Origin of the sequence: Desulfallas sp. Bu1-1, from assembly GCF_015594625.1 — a bacterium.
GTDB lineage: Bacteria > Bacillota > Desulfotomaculia > Desulfotomaculales > Desulfallaceae > JADNRQ01.
Genome location: NZ_JADNRQ010000033.1, coordinates 1 through 19,638 on the forward strand (window position 1 = coordinate 1; position 19,638 = coordinate 19,638).

At 50.1% G+C, this 19,638-nt stretch carries 19 protein-coding genes; 1 reads left to right on the forward strand and 18 read right to left on the reverse strand.

Annotation, left to right across the window (positions count from 1 at the left end):
- Positions 1 to 142 precede the first annotated feature (142 nt).
- Together IT084_RS16815 and dnaN are read right to left on the reverse strand one after the other, a co-directional pair.
- Positions 143 to 853, reverse strand: coding sequence for a reverse transcriptase domain-containing protein (locus IT084_RS16815; protein WP_195714040.1), 711 nt, complete (start codon positions 851 to 853; stop codon positions 143 to 145).
- A gap of 685 nt (positions 854 to 1,538) precedes the next feature.
- Positions 1,539 to 2,471 carry a DNA polymerase III subunit beta gene (dnaN, locus tag IT084_RS16820; protein ID WP_195714041.1) on the reverse strand — a complete coding sequence of 311 codons (933 nt, stop codon included), beginning with the start codon at positions 2,469 to 2,471 and terminating at the stop codon, positions 1,539 to 1,541.
- A 273-nt stretch (positions 2,472 to 2,744) separates the two neighbouring features.
- On the opposite strand from dnaN, the gene IT084_RS16825 reads away from it, so the two are divergent.
- Positions 2,745 to 3,953, forward strand: coding sequence for an IS110 family transposase (locus IT084_RS16825; protein ID WP_195714042.1), 1,209 nt, complete (start codon positions 2,745 to 2,747; stop codon positions 3,951 to 3,953).
- 310 nt (positions 3,954 to 4,263) lie between these two features.
- On the opposite strand, the gene IT084_RS16830 is transcribed toward IT084_RS16825, so the two are convergent.
- From IT084_RS16830 to IT084_RS16900, 16 genes are all read right to left on the reverse strand, one after another.
- Complete coding sequence (locus IT084_RS16830; RefSeq protein WP_195714043.1) at positions 4,264 to 5,640, reverse strand: dihydroorotase family protein; 1,377 nt, start codon at positions 5,638 to 5,640, stop codon at positions 4,264 to 4,266.
- Between the two features lie 269 nt (positions 5,641 to 5,909).
- Entirely contained in the window at positions 5,910 to 6,599 is a 690-nt protein-coding gene (locus IT084_RS16835) for an isochorismatase family protein (protein ID WP_195714044.1), read from the reverse strand.
- Between the two features lie 50 nt (positions 6,600 to 6,649).
- Positions 6,650 to 7,897 carry an MFS transporter gene (locus tag IT084_RS16840; RefSeq protein WP_195714045.1) on the reverse strand — a complete coding sequence of 416 codons (1,248 nt, stop codon included), beginning with the start codon at positions 7,895 to 7,897 and terminating at the stop codon, positions 6,650 to 6,652.
- Positions 7,887 to 8,750, reverse strand: coding sequence for an oxaloacetate decarboxylase (locus IT084_RS16845; RefSeq protein WP_195714046.1), 864 nt, complete (start codon positions 8,748 to 8,750; stop codon positions 7,887 to 7,889). The genes IT084_RS16840 and IT084_RS16845 overlap by 11 nt, the downstream gene beginning before the upstream one ends.
- A gap of 89 nt (positions 8,751 to 8,839) precedes the next feature.
- Positions 8,840 to 9,337 carry a 3-isopropylmalate dehydratase small subunit gene (locus tag IT084_RS16850; protein WP_195714047.1) on the reverse strand — a complete coding sequence of 166 codons (498 nt, stop codon included), beginning with the start codon at positions 9,335 to 9,337 and terminating at the stop codon, positions 8,840 to 8,842.
- A complete protein-coding gene (locus tag IT084_RS16855; RefSeq protein WP_195714048.1) occupies positions 9,334 to 10,605 on the reverse strand; it encodes a 3-isopropylmalate dehydratase large subunit in 1,272 nt (423 codons plus the stop codon). Before IT084_RS16855 ends, IT084_RS16850 begins: the two co-directional genes overlap by 4 nt.
- Before the next feature lie 35 nt (positions 10,606 to 10,640).
- Positions 10,641 to 12,581: an FAD-dependent oxidoreductase gene (locus IT084_RS16860; RefSeq protein ID WP_195714049.1), complete on the reverse strand. Its 1,941-nt coding sequence runs from the start codon at positions 12,579 to 12,581 to the stop codon at positions 10,641 to 10,643.
- Between the two features lie 36 nt (positions 12,582 to 12,617).
- Positions 12,618 to 13,478, reverse strand: coding sequence for a hypothetical protein (locus IT084_RS16865; protein WP_195714050.1), 861 nt, complete (start codon positions 13,476 to 13,478; stop codon positions 12,618 to 12,620).
- A 17-nt stretch (positions 13,479 to 13,495) separates the two neighbouring features.
- Positions 13,496 to 14,482, reverse strand: coding sequence for an electron transfer flavoprotein subunit alpha/FixB family protein (locus IT084_RS16870; RefSeq protein WP_195714051.1), 987 nt, complete (start codon positions 14,480 to 14,482; stop codon positions 13,496 to 13,498).
- A gap of 80 nt (positions 14,483 to 14,562) precedes the next feature.
- Positions 14,563 to 15,318, reverse strand: a complete 756-nt coding sequence (locus tag IT084_RS16875) for an IclR family transcriptional regulator (protein WP_195714052.1) — start codon at positions 15,316 to 15,318, stop codon at positions 14,563 to 14,565.
- A gap of 355 nt (positions 15,319 to 15,673) precedes the next feature.
- Positions 15,674 to 15,916, reverse strand: a complete 243-nt coding sequence (locus IT084_RS16880; RefSeq protein ID WP_195714053.1) for a hypothetical protein — start codon at positions 15,914 to 15,916, stop codon at positions 15,674 to 15,676.
- Positions 15,917 to 16,070: 154 nt separating this feature from the next.
- A complete protein-coding gene (locus tag IT084_RS19110) occupies positions 16,071 to 16,175 on the reverse strand; it encodes a hypothetical protein (protein ID WP_395880049.1) in 105 nt (34 codons plus the stop codon).
- Positions 16,176 to 16,402: 227 nt separating this feature from the next.
- Complete coding sequence (locus IT084_RS16885) at positions 16,403 to 17,008, reverse strand: CHC2 zinc finger domain-containing protein (RefSeq protein WP_195714054.1); 606 nt, start codon at positions 17,006 to 17,008, stop codon at positions 16,403 to 16,405.
- A 135-nt stretch (positions 17,009 to 17,143) separates the two neighbouring features.
- Positions 17,144 to 17,539 carry a zinc ribbon domain-containing protein gene (locus tag IT084_RS16890; protein ID WP_195714055.1) on the reverse strand — a complete coding sequence of 132 codons (396 nt, stop codon included), beginning with the start codon at positions 17,537 to 17,539 and terminating at the stop codon, positions 17,144 to 17,146.
- Between the two features lie 28 nt (positions 17,540 to 17,567).
- A complete protein-coding gene (radC, locus tag IT084_RS16895; RefSeq protein ID WP_243277045.1) occupies positions 17,568 to 18,194 on the reverse strand; it encodes a DNA repair protein RadC in 627 nt (208 codons plus the stop codon).
- Between the two features lie 137 nt (positions 18,195 to 18,331).
- Entirely contained in the window at positions 18,332 to 19,507 is a 1,176-nt protein-coding gene (locus IT084_RS16900; protein ID WP_313885514.1) for a reverse transcriptase domain-containing protein, read from the reverse strand.
- Between the last annotated feature and the right edge of the window lie 131 nt (positions 19,508 to 19,638).

Genomic DNA, 19,638 nt, shown 5'->3' on the forward strand with positions numbered 1-19,638 from the left:
CCAAATGATATTTGGGCTCAAGCCCTGATATCATCTTGGGAGATTATGCAAAGTAAATCCATAAAAAACTACATAAACATCGGCAGTTCAAGCATTTACTTTGCATAACTACTTTCTTTGCATAAGGAGGATTATGCAAAGCTTAGCATAATCCTCCTTGTGGTGTGCCTAATTCTGTGGTTTTTAGTTCGTCCATTACTCCGGCTTTGAGCATTTTCTTGATTATCATGAGTATCCTTCTGTCATGTATGCCCATGTGCCAGAGTTGTTTGATTAGTTTGGTATGGTTTATATTATCGAAACAGCCTTTAATGTCTCCTTCTATTATCCAGTGGTATCCTGTTTTGTGGCATATATTGGTTGTTCTTTCTAGTGCCATGTGTGCATCTCTCATGGGTCGAAAGCCGTATGAGTGTTTGAAGAATTGTGCTTCCATGATTGGTTCAATGATAGTACGCAGGACTTCCTGGATAATTCTATCAATGACTGCCGGTATGCCCAATGGTCTCTTTTCGTCTTTTCCTGGTTTAGGTATCCATATTCTTCTAAGAAGGCGTGGATTGTAGTTGTCTAATGCGTTTTTAACCATTTGTATGACTTCTGGATATTGTTGTTTCAGAATGTCTGGTATTATTACGTCGTCGGTTCCCGCTGTCTTGCTGCCGTGGTTGGATTTGATGTTATGAATAGCCGTGATGATTGTTATTTCAGATTTTGCCAGTTCTAATAGACCCTTAAATTTTGGTAATCTGTCTTCTTCAATTGCCTGTTTGGTTGTTGCGTATAGGTAGTCCAGGATGGATTGCAGGTCTGATTCAGATTCCAGTTTCGGGTAGACTGATTCGTGAGCCATCGGCATCCCTCCTTTCGGGAGATGTCGTGGGTTAGCCAGGTGTGCGCAACGGCTTCCCAGTCAGGCTCAATCATGTTACCGTTTGTTGCTTGACTATGCCCCTTGGCTCTGCAGGCGTTACCCTGCTTCATTGCTACTACGGGCTGCTGCCCCCTGCATTCACCGGTCATTTCCTACACGGTTGGACTTCATAGTCTCGATTAACTCAGTCTTGCAGGGTTCCGTTGTACCGTGTTTCCTAGCCTTACATACGACTTTAGCCGCCTGCTATGACCCGGAGTTCAGCCTTTGCCCGTGGTTGGAGGGCTAGGCACGCTTCCGTTGCGGAGAGCGTCAGTCTTGGTAAGCATAAATACCTTGACCGTTTCCTCGCACTCTTTCGAGTGTGACAAAGTTCATTTTCTTTGCCCTATGATTTCGAGCCGTACAGACGCAGGTTCCTATGGTGAGTCGGCATGGTCGTTTTATGGCGGCCCGGCTACTTCCCTAACCGCTTCTCAGGTCCGGTTTTCGCCGTCTTCACCGAGCTTCATACCCTGAATCACTTTCACCATCGAATTATCAGGGCATGTCGGAGTATTAGCCTTTCTGCGTGGCCAACCTTCCACGCATCCGGGGATTTCACCCGGCGATTCGGAAACACAGTTCATCAGGTTTGCACCTAATGCCTACTTTTATTCAGGCATTACTGCCTGCGTTGTGTAGGAACAACGCGCGCTATGCTTTCATACAATGAACCCTTCTCGCCTGCGGTGCTGACCAGCAGGGAACTGCCATCTCCTTCAAGGATAACCCGGTTCTCTAAGAGAGCGGCACGGCTCAGTGTATCCAGAAGCTCTTGGCTGTTAACAACGCATTCGGAATCAAATTCTTTTGAGAAAGCATTGTAATTTATGAATTTACCGGTCAAGAGCCTTGAAGCCACCAGCAAATTTTCACCCTGGAAAGCAACCATGTTTTCGCCGATAACGGTTTTTATTTTTTTGTCCGGAAACAGCTTGAGTTGCTCCAGGGCGGTTTTGGGAATTGAAACTTTGAATTCGCTATCCCCCACCGCTATGTCAACATTCACATAACTAAGCCGGTACCTGTCGCTGGCCACGAACTCCACTCCGAAGGGCGTGGCGCAGAAAAAGACTCCGGTAAGGATTCCATGGATTTCATCAGTTGCGCATGCAAATGTCACTTTTTGCAGCGCACCGCGCAGGGATTCGGTATCAATTTCAACTTCCACGCCCGTTATTTCCGGCAATACTGGAAATTCTTCTGGCGGGGAGTATTTTACGTTGGCCTGCTGTTTGCCGTACAAAACTTTCACGTGGCCTTCTTCTTTTATCAGGGTAATTATGCCGTCCGGAAGCCGTTTTACCAGCTCATAAAAGTGTTTTGCCGGCAGTACGGCCTCACCTTCGTCAAGTATTTCTTCAGGGGCAATGGAGCTTATTATGGTCGTGTTCAAGCTGGTTCCAGTGATAGTTAACTTTTCACCCTTTGCCGACAATAAAACCCCTGACAGTACCGGCAGGGGAGGATTTGTCGGCGCTACGCGCTGGGCGGCGTAGATGGCTTCTTCAAGAGCCTTTTTGGTTGTGGTGATGTACATGCTTGAGTGGCACAAGCGGCCCCGACGGCCTGCTTGTGCCCAATCCCCCTTATCTGTTAAACTCAACTTAGGAAGCAGGAATACTCACCCAAGTTGGCAAAAATTTTTTGAGTTAAAACTTTCCGGGAAAAGGACTTCTCCTCCTGGCAATTCGACTGCCTAAGAAAGAGCTACCTTTCCCGGATCAAATTTACAGACTGCAGTTCATAGAAGGGTTGTGCTTCGAGCACCACGTTAGATAAGGCCCACTGTCAGTCTGTAACAAAATTCATCGAGGAGGTTTTGATCATGTACTTTGTAGGTATTGATTGGTCTGACTTACATCATGACGTAGCCGTGCTCGATGAAAAGGGTCAAGAACTTAAGTATTTCACCATCCCTCACAACAGGAAAGGCATGGAGTTATTAAAGGAAAGGCTCTTGAGCATCGATCCCGAACCGGAAAACTTCGCCTGCCTGCTCGAAACCAAAAACGGTCTTCTGGTACAGTTTCTGTTGGAAGCCGGTTTTCCGGTTTACCCCTTAAACCCGAAGGTTGTGGATTACCGGCGAAAGCCCTCCGGAGCGAAGAGTGACCCAATCGATGCCCGGCTGCTGGCCAACATCGGCCGCTCCGACCTGGCGCAGCTAAAGAGGCTTAAGCCGGATGCGGAACTAATCGCGGAACTAAAGATGTTGACCCGAGACCAGGACGGCCTGATCCAGGAATCCACGCGCCTTACCAATAAGCTCATTGCTTGCTTGAAGGAATATTACCCGGTAGCTTTAGGTTTCTTTTCGAAGCCAACCCTGCCGGTAGCCCTGGAGTTTTACAAGCGCTATCCTACCCCGGATCTGGTAAGGGAAGCTACCGTTCCGGAGATAGCCGCCTTTCTTAAGAGTCATAAACATCCCCGGCCTAATCAAACGGCCGTCTCTATCTGGCAGAAGGCGCAGGAGCCGCAGCTTCGGGCCAGCGCTCCCACCGTGCGGGCAAAAGGCCGCTTAATGCTCGCCCTGGTGAGACAGTTGGAAGTGGTCCGGGAGCAAGTTGCTGCTTACGACGAGGAGATCAACCGCCTTTTTCAGCAGCATTCCGACAGCAGGATCTTCGCTAGCCTGCCAGGGGCGGCCGGGCGGCTCGCGCCAAGACTGCTGGCGGAGTGGGGGGACGACCGGGAACGTTACGAAAATGCGGCCGTGACCCAGGCTTTAGCGGGTACCTCGCCGGTTCTCTTTCAAAGCGGCAAGTACCGCTTTGCTAGGCAGCGCAAATCCTGCGTAAAGCCTTTCCGACGAGCTATGCACCTGTTCGCCTTCCAGAGTATCAGGCAGGTTTCCTGGGCACGGGAATATTACAACACCAAGAGAAACCAGGGCAAAACCCACCATGAAGCTCTGCGGGCTTTGGCAAATATCTGGGTGCGGATCATTTTTGCCATGTGGAAAAACCGTACTTGCTACGACGAAGCCACGTTTATAGCAGCCCGCGCCAGGCATCTTAATCGGGCAGCATAATGTTGAATATTCGGTTTTCAATGTTTTTTAGCCGCCGGCGAGGACAGGATTTTAATCCGGCCCGTAGCTGGGCGGAACGGGCGAAGCCCGTCCTTTTTTAAAGACCGAACATTTGTACCGCCTAATTTTCTAAATTGTCCTATTGACATAGAAGGTCTTATCTGCTTATCGCATTAACATAACAACTTGTTATGTACATTTCGGGGTTTCGGCCCTCTACGCCGGCCTCTGTCAAAACGACATATCCTTCACAGAAGGCGAAACCCTGCTATAAATTGGCCTGGGAAAACGGTTCCCGGGGGATTAATACCTACCTCTTGATGAATTTACCTCTTCCCTGTTCCGCGGTGATTTGGCCGTCCTTTTGGATCACTTCCCCTCGGCTGATTGTGTACACCGGCCAGCCTTTTAACTTCATGCCGTCATACACGGAGTAGTCGCTACCGCCAAAAACTTCAGGTTTAACTTCCTTCTCCAGTTCCAAATCAACAACGGCAAAGTCCGCGTCCGCGCCGATTTCCATCGCTCCTTTACCGGTCAAACCAAGGGCTTTAGCAGTTTCAAAACTGGTTACCGCAGCAACAGTTTCCAGCGGGATGTTCCGTTTATGATACCCTTCGCTAATTAAAACAGGCAAAATCATACCAGCTCCCGGAAATCCTGGTAAAACGTCCCATACAGATTGACCTTTACCGTACTTTTTATCCAAATCACAGGGGCAGTTGTCTGAGCCGATGGTTTTAATTAAACCTTTCCTGATTCCTTCCCAAAGTTTTTCACTGTCTTCTTTAGTATGAATAGGCGGGTTGACTTTGGCCAGGAGTCCGCAGGAGGAGTTTTCATTTAATACAAGGTAATGCGGGCATGTTTCCAACGTAACTCCTTCTTCCATCAGCCAATCCATTTTCTCCAGGATGTCTACGCTGGACCCTGCGCTTAAATGTACGATATACATGTTGCCGTTGACCAGTTTGTTCAGATACAACGCCTGCATCACCGAAGCGGTCTCGGCATAATCCGGGCTGGTTTTGGAGAAAAACTCCAGCGTGTCGCCGACTGCGCCCTCTTTGAGCTTTTTCACCACGCTGCGCTGCAAATCCATATCCTCGCAATGCACACATAAAACCAGTTTATCGGAAGTCTTTTTGAACAGGTCCAGAATTTCCATCATGTCCGCCGCATCGAGCGTCAGCGGGTCGTCCACGCCAAAGATTTTCCCGATATTGTCCTGGTAGTTGCGATAGAACTTGTAAGATGTAATCCCGTACTCCTTGATGATTTCTTCCAACTCGCTGAGATGCCGCTTGGTGAGCACACCGAAGCTGAAGGTGAAGTCGATCAGGCTGTTTTTCTCGCCTGTTTCAATTAATTGAGGAGTATAAATGTGATAGGATTCCTTGCCCCGGAAATAGTTGACCAGGGTGGTGATACCCCCGATGGCCGCCGCCCGAGTTTGCTCAACAAAGTCCCTTTCCAGGGGGTTATAAATACCGATGTGCATGTGCGGGTCAATCACGCCGGGAAAGATGTGCAAATTGGTGGAGTCAATAACGTTTTTGGCCTCAATGCCGTCGCTGTTGGCATAAAAACCGGCGATTTTTCCACTAACCACACCAACGTCTACCTTCTGCACTTTATCGCCGGGAAAGACAACTGACCCGTTTTTAATTAACAGATCAACAACCATGATGTCACCTTCCTTAATAATTTGCGATACTCCTTTCTTAAAGGCGCTCCGGTGGTTTCCTCGTACATTCCCAATTTTCCCCGAGTACCCAGAGACACTTTTTAATTGCGCTTGCCACAACCTGCCGGGCGACATTTCATGCCCTAAGGGATCATGACTCTAGGGCTATGACGGGCTTTGCACCGCAATCAGTACTCCACTTAACTCCGGAATACCACCGGATTTCCCCCACACTTGTTGTGTATCCTTTCAATCTGCCCGACAACCAGTTATTTCTTAAAACTATTGAAATACTCGATAATCTCCTGGCTGTTCATTACGTCGCAGTACTTCATCCAGCAGTCGAGCAGCGCCGCTTTGTGGGATATGCTGATGCGGTCGTACAGGCAGTCTTCCACCATGGCCACGTTATAGCTTCTGGTCACCGCGTCCACCGCCGTGGCCCGACAGCACCCGCTGGTGGACCCGCCCACAATGATTATGGTATCAATCCCTAGTTTTACCAGGTAACTCTGGAGGGGGGTGCCGTAAAATACGCTGGCGTAAGCCTTGTCGATTACAATCTCGTTGGGGCCAGGGGCCAGTTCCTTGACGATCTGGGTTTCCGGGCGCCCGTCCAAGTACTTGGTCTGGTCACGATTTGTTTTGGTGCTAAAGCCATCAAAGGCCAATGTTTGTTTCTGCACGTTCCGGGACTGGAAAATGGGGATAGCCGCTTCCTCTGCAGCCTTTTTCACCTTGATGATGTTGCGGATGGCAGCCCAGGCAATATTGCCGCCGCCGGAAGGCCATTTCTCAAGGCTTTGTTCAAGGGGCACATCGTCTCCAACGTAGTTATACTGGACATCGATGATCATGAGCAGCGGCTTTTTGCCCAGGCCGCGGCTCTTTCCGTAACCGCCCTTTTCAATTACCAGCCTGTCTAAATCAGTGAGCACATCGTCCCAAATTCTTGCCATTCCAACTACCTCCCTTTGAATTTTTGTATAACAAAATGCTTGCAAGCTTTTCAATCTGCAACCTCACGCCTGGGATCGCAAACGGTCAAAAACAGCAGCGTCGCCGCAAGCATGAGCAGGGCGAAAAACCACAGCGGCAACTGGTAATTACCAACCCTTTCGTACAAATATCCAAAAAACGGCGCCGCCAGCGTCATCCCGATCAAATTAAACGTGGCCACCAGGCCGCTGGCTTTGCCGGCCCGTCCCGGTCCCATTTCATCAATCATCAAGCTGTACACGGGCCCAAACCAGCCCATGGCCGTAGCGCCCAATAAAATGCTTAGGACGCACAGGGCCGGCCAGCCCGGGTTATGGCGCAGCCAACCGAGCGCAATCAGAATGGCGGCGTTGCACAAGCCTAAAACGCCCAGCACCTGCCTTTTTCTTCCCACACAACAGTCGGCTAGCCAGCCCATGCCGGGCCTGGCTAAAGCTCCGGCCAACTGCACCACTCCTAACAGGGTGGTGGCCCTAATCAACGGTATGCCCATTTGCTCGTGGTAAAATGGCACCAAAAAGGTCATGGCAATGACTTGGGTTATAGAAAAGGACATACCGATAAAAATATTGGATACAACGATTAAACTCTGGTTTCTGGAATTGTACACCCGACGATAAGCCGACCGCGCCGTGGCAGGTTCGGTACTGAACTTAACACCCACGTCGACAAAACCTTCCCGGCCGGCTGGGAAAGTCCTGTACAGCCCGCCCACCACCATGGCCACCGCCAGCACGGAGACAAACATGGCCATGTATGCGTATTGCCAGCCACAATGGATGGATAACAGGGGTAATAACGTCGAACCCGCGGCGGTGCCAAGGGGGGCCCCGGACTGTTTCAGACCGATAGCAAAGGACTGGCGATCCGCCGGAAAAAGGCGTGCCACCCGCTTGTTGGTGAGCGGTAAAATGATGCTGTAACCCACCCCGATGACAAAGGTCAGGACAAGCACCATATAGTAGCTTGCGGCCAGGGTAAACAGCAGCGCCGCGCCGCCGATCAACCCTGCGCCGGTGAACATGGCCTTTTTAAAATCCACACTGTCCACCCAGACTCCGGAAACCAGTGAAAAAATTAGGTTGCCGCCTGACGATGCCGCCGCCAGTAAGCCCAGTTGCTGCTTGTCTAGATTGAAGTGCGCCTGCAGAAAGGGGTTCATGAACGAGTAAGAAAATTGAACCATGGTGCAGACGCCGATTAGGATAAAAAACTGCAGCAGCAAACCGGCATTGGCAATCGGGTGCTTAATATTCATATCGTTTGTCTAACTGTTCAACTTCCTGTAACCCCAGTAGCTGGTTCAACTCGGTAAAATTCATCATTTCCGGCAACAGTCCGGTGGTGGTACCGGTTAGCTTCAGTTCCGCCATCAGTTTTGTCGCCGCCTTGGCCATCATACGGGTGGTGGAATTGGGAAAGATCACCATTTTATAGCCGATGTTTGCCAGTTCCGCTGCCGGAGTAAGCGGTGTTTTGCCGCCCTCCACCATGTTGGCCAGCGTCGGCTTATCAATGGCCGTAGTAATCGCGCGCATTTCTTCCACGCTTTGGGGGGCTTCCACGAAAATCACGTCGGCACCGGCTTCGGCGAAAGCCCGGCCCCGTTCCAGGGCCTCCCCCAGCCCCAGCACGGCCCGCGCATCCGTCCTGGCAATTATGATAAAGTCCGGGTCCCGCCGCGCGTCCAGAGCAGCCTTTACCCTGGCCAGGGCCTCTTCCCGGGAAACCACCTGCTTGTCCCGCAAGTGTCCGCATTTTTTGGGCATCACCTGATCTTCAATTTGGATTCCCGCCACCCCGGCCCGTTCAAATTCGGTTACCGTCCGCTTGATGTTGAGTATTCCACCATAGCCCGTATCGGCATCGGCAATTACGGGAACGGAAACCGCTTCGGCTAGGTAGGCAGCCTTTTGGACCATTTCGCTCATGGTGATCAGGCCCACATCCGGCTTGCCGAGGGTCAGGTAGGAAACCCCCGCGCCGGACATGTACACCGCCGGAAAACCGGCCTGTTCAATGATTCTGGCCACCAGGGCGTCGGCCGCCCCGGGGACGATGAGGATCCCATCCTGATTCAATAGCTGGCGCATTTTCTGCGTCGGTTTCATGATCCAACCTTCTTTCCCAAACACTTGTTGTTTGGGACCGGCGAGAGGCATTGCACCGCCGACCCGTTTCACACGCTCCTATTACCCCTTTAACTGTTTAATCTATTTCTTACATAAGGAACCAAACCGCCGCTGTACAGGATTTCCTGCACCATTACATTTAATGGTTCAAAATGATATACTTTTCCGGTATCCAGGTTCTTTATTTCTCCTTTATCCAGCTCCACCGCCAGGCGATCCCCTTTCTTGACTTCTTCCACCAGGGCAGGACACTCCAGCACGGGCAACCCGATGTTAATAGCGTTGCGGTAAAAAATCCGGGCAAAGGAGACGGCGATCACGTACTCGATACCGGCGTACTTGATGGCCACGGGCGCGGCCTGCCTGGAACTGCCGCAGCCGAAGTTCTCACCGGCCACGATAATGTCCCCGGGCTGAACCTTCGTGGAAAACTGGGGATCGATACTGCAAAAACAATACTGGCCCAGTTTTTCAGGTTCCTTGTTCCAGTCGGCCAGGAACCGGCCCGGAATGATCACGTCCGTATCCACATCGTTGCCAAATTTCCACACCCGGCCGTTTTTCACGCCGACATCACCTCCCGCGGATCGCAGATATAGCCTGTTATCGCCGATGCGGCCACCGTAGCGGGCGACGCCAGGTAAACCTGGCTGTTCACCGCTCCCATGCGGCCGGTAAAATTCCGGTTGGTTGAGGAAATCGCCACTTCCGAATCCCCCAGCAGGCCCATGTGCCCGCCGAAACAGGGGCCGCAGGTAGGCGGGCTGACCAGGGCACCGGCGCGGACAAAGGTCTCCAGGAGACCTTCCCGCATGGCGGTCAGGTAAATTTCCTGGGTGCCCGGCACCACAATCATACGCACTCCCGGCTTAATTTTCCGGCCTTCCAGGATGCGCGCCGCAACGCGCAAGTCGCTCAACCGACCGTTGGTACAGGAACCGAGCACGGCCTGGTCAATTTTAACCCCGGTTAGCCCAGCGGCCGGGTGAACGTTGGCGGGAGAAGGCGGGCAGGCAACCTGGGGCTCGATTTTGCTGCAGTCAAATATATAATCGGCCACATAAACCGCATCCAGATCGCTGCTGTAAAACCGGAGCTGCGCACCGGGAGGAACCCTGCCGACCAGGTACTCCCGTGTAGTATCGTCCGGGGCAATCACCGCCGTTTTGCTGCCCCCCTCCACGGCCATGTTGCAAATGGTGAAGCGTTCATCCATATTCAGACCGTAAACGGCTTCCCCAGCGAACTCCAATGCCTTGTAAAGCGCCCCTTTAGTACCGATTTGGCCCAGGGTATAGAGAATTAGGTCCTTGCCGGTAGTCCAGGGGCCCCTTTCCCCGGCAAAATGTACCCGGATCGTTTCCGGTACCTTCAGCCAGACCTCTCCCAAGGCCATTGCCGCGGCAACGTCTGTGCTACCCATGCCCATGGCCACTGCGCCCAGTGCTCCATAGGTGCAGGTGTGCGAATCGCTGCCCACCACAACATCACCGGGCCAGATCAGGCCTTTTTCGGGGAACAGGGCGTGGCAAATGCCACCCCGCCCAACTTCAAAAAAGTTTTTGATCTTATACCTATTGATGTAACCGGCTAATTCCCTGTTTTGATTAGCCGCGCCCACCGTCGGGCTCGGTACGAAATGATCCCAGGTAATGGCGATCCGATCCGGGTCAAATACCCGGGTAGCACCCATCCGCTCCAGTTCACGAAAAGCGGCCAGTGAAATGTCATGCCCAATAATTTTGTCCACTTTGGCCGTGATAAACTGCCCCGGCTTGACTTGCGGCAGATTGGCCGCCTGAGCTAAGACTTTTTCCACTAATGTCATTCCCATTAAGATTCACCTGTTTTCAATTTTTTAACTAAATGCTATACTTCCAAGGCGATCCGGTAGCCGTCGAAAATGGCGTCCGGCGTAAGACGCGGAGAGGCGCAGTTGCCCACCAGGTAGGTCTTCAACTGGGGAAGTTCCTGCTCCACTTGTTTGGCTAGCATAGTGTTAACCTTTGGTTTATCAACAACCACCACGAGGTCAATGTCCGGCAAAACAACCTCCCAGCCTTCGTGGGACACGATGAAATCCTTGCCGTTTACTCTTTCCACTTTGGCTTTTGAAAGACATTTAACCTCCAACTCGTTCAGGCGTTCATAAGCCATCATTTTGTTGATGGACTCCATGTCCAGCGCTACGTCCACTTCGGAAGACAGCACCACTACGCTGGCGGCTTCACGCTCAGCCAATTGCTCGGCGATGCCCAGCGCCTTGTTGTGGTAATCCCGGTCGATAACCAGGATATTTTTGTTTTCCACCTGATCATCGGCCAGTTCCAGTGCCTGCTTCAGGTTGATGTGGGGTACGTTTTCGGTGAACACCACTGAAGGCTCACCGTATTCTGCGCCTGTGGCGAATACCACCGCATCGTAGGCGCCCGCCCGTAGATCGTTCAGGGTTGCCTCATACCCGGTTTTTATTTCCACATTGCTTTGCTGAAGCTGGATGATTTGCCATCTGGCGATGTTGAACAGTTCTTCCCGGTTGGGCACCGAGGACCCTAGTTTCAACATGCCGCCCAATTCCTGTTCTTTTTCGTACAGTACAACCTTGTGTCCACGCTGGCTAAGTACCCGCGCCGCTTCCATACCGCCGGGACCTCCGCCCACAACCGCCACTTTCTTTGGATTAGTTGCCGGGGTGATGGCGAATTCGCGCTCACGGCCCACTGCGGGATTGCCGAGGCAGGAAATGGGTGCCCGCATGCGCAGACGTCCGAAACAACGCTGCAGGCAGGCCACGCACGGTCTGATATCATCGATCCGCTCTTCTTTCGCCTTGATCGGCAGTTCGGGATCGGCAATAGTCGCCCGGGTCATCGCCACCATATCGGCGTGACCGTCCTCCAGTATTTTTTCGGCCAAGGCCGGGTCGTTAATGCGGTGTGAAGTGTAAACCGGAGTATCCACCAGTCGCTTGATATTGGAAGCCAAGTAGGTGAAACAACCAAGTGGAAAATCCATGTTTGGGAAAATGGTAGGATAGTTCAGACAATGTCCAACGCTCAGCCCGATGTAATCCAGGCCGTCAGCGTTGAGTGCCAGGATAATCTGTTGGACGTCTTCCATGGTGAGCCCGCCGTCGGCGAATTCATCGCCGTCAATCCTGATGCCCACGAACCTGTCCCCGGCCACGGCTTTAACGGCCGCAATGACTTCGCGGGCAAAACGCAGGCGGTTTTCAAAAGAGCCGCCGTATTCGTCGTCCCTTTGGTTGCTCAGAGGGGATAAAAACTGCTGAATTAAATAACCGTGGGCACAGTGCACTTCCAGCCCGTCGTAACCCGCCTTGACGGCACGTTCTGCCGCCGCGGCATAAGATTCGACCATTTCTTTAATTTCCGCTCTGGACAGTTCGTGCGGCACTTCGCGCTTCATCGGGTCCATAATGGGCGAAGGCGCAACTATCGGGCGCATGGTGTCCACCGAAATCATTTCCCTGCCCATATGGTGAAGCTGGCAAACTACGACAGTGCCGTACTGTTTGATCCGGCTCACCAGTTCGGTCAACCCGGGCAGCACCTTGTCGTCATAAAGGTGCACCACGTACTGGGACTGGGCTGTTGTAGGGTGTACGGCCATAGATTCAGTAATAATCATACCTATGCCGCCCCTGGCCCGGGCCTCGTGATAGTCGATCATTCGCTGGGTAACCAGACCGTCGGTAGAAGCGAAGTGGGTCAGGTGACCCGTGGCGATGATCCGGTTGGGTAGGGTAGCGTTTTTAATGGTAAGTGGCGTAAATAAACGCGGAAACATACTGCAAGACCTCCCATGAATGGTTTTTAAATTATATCAAGCCTTATTTTTTAGAAACCCGTTTTTAACAAGAAAGTTGTACAGTTGTTCCGAGCCGGAAACTACACTTTGCGCCTTTTTCTTTTTCTTCCGCGCCATGCCACCGGTCATAATCATTTTCATTCTATCGGCGGCCGAAAGGTTGTCGTCCGGGGTAAAGATTTTCTTCGGTCGCGGCTGGGCTTTTTTGGTTTCCACATGCCGTAACGATACTTGCGTACCGGGCTGCTGTTCAACCGCGTATCGAATTATTTTTTTCCGGGCGGCCAGGTAACGGGCCACTCCGGGGTAACGCGGCATGCGGCGCGACCGTTCCACAGTAATAACAGCAGGCAGTGGGCAATGCACAACCTCCCGGTTGCCCTTGCCGACGTGCCTGTGAATCTGTAGCGGCCCACCATCAGGCAAAATCTCTATCTTCACCGAACGGGTCACAGCTGGTATACCCAGAATTTCCGCCACTCCGATACCCACCAGGCCCGTGCCGACGTCGTCAGACTTCAGCCCGCATAACACCAGATCAAAACCCTGTTTTGACACCACTTCAGCCAGCAGCCCGGCCAGTTCCATTTCCCGGCCGCCCTCATACTGCGCATCAACCCAAATCAGTTCATCGGCGCCCATACCGTGTGCAATCTGAAGTGCTTTAACCGCGGATTCCGGGCCTACGGTTACGGCGGTAATATGTACATAATCAATTGATTCTTTAAGCCGCTGTGCTTCCTCCAGGGCGGCCAGATCGTAACTGTTAACGTCCAGGGCCACATTTCCCGGATCTAAAATCGCTTCAAGGTTTTCAGCGCGGTTAGGGTTTCCCCGGATTACCGTAGTCATCTTAATAAGAACAACTACCTTCATTATTAATGCCCTCTTTCCTAGCCGGTCTTGATCTTGGCGATAAATTCCTTTAAAACCCTAGGAGCATCGTCCACGATGCTCAAATCAGCCAGTTTGTGAATGGGCGCGTGCTTGTCGGTATTGATGGCCACCAAGCACTTTGTTTCTTTGAGACCCATGGTATGCTGGATGGCTCCGGACACCCCGCAGGAAATGAGCAATTCGGGGGCAACAGTCTTACCGGTCTGGCCGATCTGGCGATCCAAGGTCACCCAGCCATTATCCCGAGCCACTCTCGTCCCCCCAACTGCGGCACCCAAAATTTCGGCCACTTCATGAATTAGCTTATAGTTTTCGGCGGTTCCCATGCCCTTGCCGCCAACCACCAGCCTTTCGGCATCGACAATGTCCACCGTCCTAGGGTCGGCCTTAATAAACCCCAGTACCTGAACCGGATCTGGATTTTGGGCCTGTGCCGCATGCCGTTCGAGCAAATTGATCGTTTTCCCCGGAAAGGCCTTTTTAACGTTAAACAGTCCCGGTTGTATCGTAATCACCATGGTCTGTTCCCCCAGGGAGGCGTATTTAACTGCCACGGTGTCGCTGTAAACATGGCGGGTTACGGTAAGTTCCTGATCCGGACCGAGACCAAGTTCAACGCAGTTTGACAACAGCGTGGTCCTCAGTTTGGCCGCAACCCAGGCCGCCACGTCGTGCCCCCAAATGGTTTCCGCTATAAAAATGGCATCAGGCCGGCATTCTTTCGCCAGGTCGGCAATTGCGCCCCCCACACATCGGGACGAATTTGGTACAACTTCCAGCGGTAACAGCGCATCAGCACCATAGCTGGCCAGCTCAACGCCAATTTTATTCACATCCGCGTCCGGGGCACTGCAAAACAACACCATGATTTGGTCGCCGCGCCGGCTCGCCAGACGAGCCACCTCCGTCAGTACCTCGAAGGAAGCTTCCCTCAACCCTTCATCTACATTTTCAGCAACCACCCATAACTTATTCTGTTCCATTTTTTACCTTCTCCCAAAATTATAAAAAATACAATTATTCTATCAAAAAAAATTATTCTCTTTTTTAATTCATTACCTATTTAAAAATCACCAGCATAGCCAAGCCGTTTTGATATTTTTAATGCACATTCCTTCACTTCGTTGATCAACTCGTTGACTCGGTCATCGGGGAATCTCATAGACGGCCCTGAAACCGTCAATGCCGCCACCACCCGGCCGCTGTGATCTTTAACGGGCGCGCTTACCGCCGTCGCACCCACCACCCTTTCCTCATGAGAAACGCTGTAGTGCTTGTCCCTTATTTCTGACAGCTGAGTGAGTAATTTCTCCCGGTCAACGGATTCATCAACCTTTTGCACAATCTGCCCTAATTGTTCCGGGGGTAAAAAAGCCAGCAACACTTTGCCTGTGGCGCCCACATGTAAAGGACCCCGCATGCCGACCTGTACAAAGTTTCTGACCGCTTCCTTGCTTTCAACCATTTCAATACAGACGCGCTCACCTAAGTGTTCAATACTCAAGTTAATGGTTTCACGGGTACGATTCCCCAGTTCCTCCATCAAGGGCCTGGCCACTTTTCTTATCTCGATATTGGCACTGGCTACCGCTCCAAGTTCAAAAACCTTGAATCCCAGCATAAACTTCTTGCTTTCTGGATTCTGAACAAGCACCCCCCTATTAATTAAAGTTTGGACAATGCGAAACGCGGTGCTCTTATACATTCCTGTAAGACGGCTTATTTCCGAAATGCCTAGTTCAGATTTCTCCAGTGTAAAGCAATCCAAAATGTCAATTACTCGCTCAACTGCTTTTATAGTATTGGTAGGTTTGTTCATTATTTGTACCTCACTATGACGTTCCCTACAATGGAACGGCGTTCCATAATCTTGTTTTATATATAGTATCATATTAGTAGATACTTTTCAATAATGATTCAGTAAATATTTAATCAATCGCAAACGAGGATCAGGCTAGGCCTAGCACCACCTGGGGTATACATCACCCACTACGCTTTCAATGTGGTAAACCCACGGGGCCATAACTTTAAGAAGCGAGTAAACACGAGTGCCCAAAAACCCGCTTAGCTTTAGCTCACGGCGAATTGTCCACGGCGGATTGTCACTTTAGCTACCGAATCAAGTTATATGTTCAAGTAATGAGCTGCCCTACTACCCGGTTTTATGCTCTGCTTTACCACCCCCTCTTCTGGCCCTTAAAACCCTTGATGAAAAATTCTAATAAGTTGGTTACCTCAATTTCTTCCCAACCTCCTTTCCCTAAATCAAATTGACCCAAAATAAAAAGCCAGACGGCTATTACTAACCGCCTGGCTACTAAACTTTGTCTCACCGGCCAGGAAAAGAAAATACTCTGAATTACATCCTGAACAGTTGATTCTTCTATAATCAGTTCGCGCAATTCATCAAGTTCCATTATGAGGTCATAAATCCTTCCTCAACTACAATGGAGGGCATCTATCCCTGGTCACGGGCAAAGCCTCAACATTCCGCAGCGGGGCTGCCGCCCTAGCTTGCCTGACCCCTTAGGCTGGATGGATCTCTGGATTCCCGGACACAACCAATGTTAATTATGAAGGAGCAATAAATCGTACGTAAAAAGTTGTTCCGTTGGGACCTGTTGCAAAGTCAATTTTTGTACCATGCCTATCGCCGATACTACGACAGATAGGCAGTCCTAAACCCGTTCCATGAGCTTTGGTAGTAAAAAAGGGGTACCAATTTTACTTTGGATTATAGGAGGTATGCCTGTGCATGGTCTTTGAAAGATAGAACCACTTTATTAACAAAGCTTTGTGTGTTAATGATAAGCATACCCCCGCTTTTCATTGATTCCAGGCCGTTTAGCGCCAAGTTTAGGATAAGCTGGCGAATCTCGTTTTCATCTAACAATAAGGTAGTATTAACACTCTCTCAAATTAACAATACCCAGAAACCGTCGCACTTCACCACTATCTAACGCAATTTTCTGCATTTCAGGGTCAGGGTGGACCATGCACTCCAGTAAAAACTCCCAGTACGGCAGTTTGTGCACCAGAGAATCGAGTTGATTATACGCCTCCCACCTGTCAAGGGCCAGCACCCTCTCGGTTGTGCGCACCAGCAGGGAAAGCCGCCGGTGCGCTTCATCCACCCTTTGGCGGAATTTTTGTTCAGCCTTTCGCTTTCTTTCCAGTCGCGCCAGGCGTTTTCTTACCGGAGGTGTAAGAGATCCAGCGTACAGACCGAAATCCCGGGCTATCATTTTGGCGGCTTGCAGGGGTTTTACGTTGAGTATTCTGGCCACAAAGTCCGTGATATCACCATGCGCGCCGCACCCGAAACACTTCCATCCATCACGATACACCACAAGCGAGGGAAAGTTATCTTCATGAAAGGGGCAGCAAGCCATCCACCGGGAACCACACTTTTTAACTTCAAGTAGCCCGTACTTTCTAATGACTGCCAACATGGGGATCTGTTTAACCAGGTGAAATACATCAATTTTGGATAAACTATTTGCCGGCATCATTACACTCCTTTCTTACCCTGGTTGTCCGGGTAAAAAACAGAAAGGCCGCGCCCAACAAGTAGTTGAACACGGCCTTTTAATAGCGTTAAACAATTATACCCGCTTCGCACCCCGGTTTAAAAACCGGAACCTTCAAGGGGTCGTTTGCCAAGCCTTTTCATTCTGCGCTTCTATTCTTTCCAGTTTTCCTTCGCACAGCGGGCATTTGGTTTGGGGTTGGGTTAATTTATCAAATACTTGCCCGCAAGATAAGCATCTAAATGTCCAAAGATTTGGAGTTTGCGTAATTAATGAATTATATAATTCGAGCAGTGGAGCGGCTACGTGGAAAATTTCTTTTTCAACTGCTTGAATATTGCCCTCCCTGAGCGCGCCCAACAGGTGCCCGGTATGCTCGGCAACAATTATTCCCCAGTCCAGGGGTTGACGCATGTCATCTGCTTCAGGATTACCGTGAGCTAAACGATTTGTTTCCTGTTGGAGCAATACTTTTTGAATGAAGCTTTGGGCTTCTTTTAATGCGCTCATTTTTTACATCCCTCTCTTAAAGCTAATATTACATCAAACCTTGCGCCTTTAAACTCACAAACTGGTTATCACCGATAACCAGGTGATCCAGGACGTTGATACCTACAATATTTCCTGCCTCCACCATGCGTTTAGTAACCTCAATGTCCTGCTGGCTGGGCGTGGGGTCCCCGCTGGGGTGATTATGCACCAGGATTACCGCCGCCGCGCTGCGCCTGATTGCGGCTTTGAACAGTTCTCTTGGATGGACAGCAGAGGAATTAAGTGTGCCGATAGAGATCACTTCCCGGGCAATCACCCGGTTCTTGGTGTTGAGCAGCAATGCCCAGAAATGTTCCCGGTCCAGGTGCCGCATTTCGCCCATTACTAAAACAGCTGCGTTTTCCGGCGACCTTATGGAGGGCCTGTCTTCCGGCATGGTGTTGGCCAACCGGCGGGCAAGTTCAAAGGCAGCCGCAAGTCTTATGGCCTTTGCTCTGCCTATGCCTGGAAGCGCCATCAGTTCCTCCGGGGTCATTTCCGCCAGTTCCCGCAGGTTTTTACCGAGTAATATACTCATGGTTTTATCAGGTATGTTGCAATCCAGTATAACGGCTACTAACCCGGATATACCAACATTGTCGATACCGTAGTTGCAGACTTCTTCTTTTAACATTTGAACTACCGACATATTAACGGAGCGGGTCCTTACCGATAGTGATAGGTAAGGATACTCCGACGGCATTACCCGTCCGGGTTCCTTTTCCCCCACTTCACACCGTGCGTGCGCCTTTCAACGCACACGGCGTTCCATCAAACAACTTTAGGTTTCTGATTGAGCTTTTCCCTGAATTTGAGAATCTTTTGATAGACTTTCTTGCTAGTCAGATAAGAAACGTCTGTGTTGCTATGAATTTGTTTATGGCACCATTTATGGGTAGACGCAAGGTTAGGCACTTTATTAACCTGGTCTAGTGGTAAGTTGGGATTTATGTGGTGTGTTTCAAGTTCATGTCCTGTTATTGGCTTGCCGCATACCTTGCATTTCCCTTTATCCCGGTTGAACGCATAGGCTCTGTTCATTAGATATTCGAAGTTATATTTTGGGTCTTTTAGTCCTTTGGCTATTAGTTCGGATAGTGTTAGGCTCATTGTTATGTCGTCCCTGGGCAATGAATGTTTCTTCGACGTGCGTTCGTAATAGGCATTCCTACCTTCCGGCGTGTATGGCGTTTCTATTGGGTTTTTGAGATATGCCTTTTCCCATTTGACAAATCCTAGACTGGTTACTCCGATTGTTAGTTCGTTGTATTTTATTGTTGGGATTTTTGTCGTGTATCCTGCATGTCTGTTGATTAAGTTATTTACTTCGTTGGCAGGCGTCCATTGGGCACCTTTTTCATTTAGTGCTTTGTATGCCGTATATTTTAAGGAGTCGGCGTATCTATTTAGTTCAATGTTTACCATGGTTGCCGGTTTGTAGTAATTGCCTATACCGGTTATGGCGCTATTTATTACATTAATTTGGTGTATTAATTGTTCTCCGTTATATTTGCGTAGTTGTTTGATTTGTTTTCTTAGTTCGTCTATTTTTGCTTTTAGACGTTCATCATCTGGTCTTGTACATGGAATCCATCCTGTTTTGGATTTGCCTGGGATTTGTTTATAGCGGAAACCTAAAAAGTGGATAGGGCGTTTCCTAATATTGGTTATTAGTGTTTTGTCAGGGCTTAATTTTAATTTAAGCTTTGTGTCCAGATATTTCTCAATGCGCCTTTTCCATTTTTCGGCGTTGGTTTTAGAGTCTGTTATCAATATCCAGTCATCAGCATATCTTATTAGATAGGCGGGTTTGAGATTTGTTTTCTTTAATGCTGTGGTTCGGTTATATCCAGTGTACTTGTGTTTGGTTTTCTTTTCTTCCCATTCCCGTACTATCCATTGGTCGAGTTTATGAAGGTAGACATTGGCTAAAAGGGGGGATATTATTCCACCTTATGCAAAGAAAGTAGTTATGCAAAGTAAATGCTTGAACTGCCGATGTTTATGTAGTTTTTTATGGATTTACTTTGCATAATCTCCCAAGATGATATCAGGGCTTGAGCCCAAATATCATTTGG

Excerpts from the sequence above, each read along its gene's own strand:
- IT084_RS16885 (WP_195714054.1), bottom strand. The coding sequence starts at position 17,008 with ATGCCGGCAAATAGTTTATCCAAAATTGATGTATTTCACCTGGTTAAA.
- IT084_RS16830 (WP_195714043.1), bottom strand. The coding sequence starts at position 5,640 with ATGGTTGTTGATCTGTTAATTAAAAACGGGTCAGTTGTCTTTCCCGGC.
- IT084_RS16860 (WP_195714049.1), bottom strand. The coding sequence starts at position 12,581 with ATGTTTCCGCGTTTATTTACGCCACTTACCATTAAAAACGCTACCCTA.
- IT084_RS16835 (WP_195714044.1), bottom strand. The coding sequence starts at position 6,599 with ATGGCAAGAATTTGGGACGATGTGCTCACTGATTTAGACAGGCTGGTA.
- IT084_RS16865 (WP_195714050.1), bottom strand. The coding sequence starts at position 13,478 with ATGAAGGTAGTTGTTCTTATTAAGATGACTACGGTAATCCGGGGAAAC.
- radC (WP_243277045.1), bottom strand. The coding sequence starts at position 18,194 with ATGTTAAAAGAAGAAGTCTGCAACTACGGTATCGACAATGTTGGTATA.
- IT084_RS16855 (WP_195714048.1), bottom strand. The coding sequence starts at position 10,605 with ATGGGAATGACATTAGTGGAAAAAGTCTTAGCTCAGGCGGCCAATCTG.
- IT084_RS16890 (WP_195714055.1), bottom strand. The coding sequence starts at position 17,539 with ATGAGCGCATTAAAAGAAGCCCAAAGCTTCATTCAAAAAGTATTGCTC.
- IT084_RS16825 (WP_195714042.1), top strand. The coding sequence starts at position 2,745 with ATGTACTTTGTAGGTATTGATTGGTCTGACTTACATCATGACGTAGCC.
- IT084_RS16840 (WP_195714045.1), bottom strand. The coding sequence starts at position 7,897 with ATGAATATTAAGCACCCGATTGCCAATGCCGGTTTGCTGCTGCAGTTT.
- IT084_RS16815 (WP_195714040.1), bottom strand. The coding sequence starts at position 853 with ATGGCTCACGAATCAGTCTACCCGAAACTGGAATCTGAATCAGACCTG.
- IT084_RS16880 (WP_195714053.1), bottom strand. The coding sequence starts at position 15,916 with ATGGAACTTGATGAATTGCGCGAACTGATTATAGAAGAATCAACTGTT.
- IT084_RS16845 (WP_195714046.1), bottom strand. The coding sequence starts at position 8,750 with ATGAAACCGACGCAGAAAATGCGCCAGCTATTGAATCAGGATGGGATC.
- IT084_RS16875 (WP_195714052.1), bottom strand. The coding sequence starts at position 15,318 with ATGAACAAACCTACCAATACTATAAAAGCAGTTGAGCGAGTAATTGAC.
- IT084_RS16870 (WP_195714051.1), bottom strand. The coding sequence starts at position 14,482 with ATGGAACAGAATAAGTTATGGGTGGTTGCTGAAAATGTAGATGAAGGG.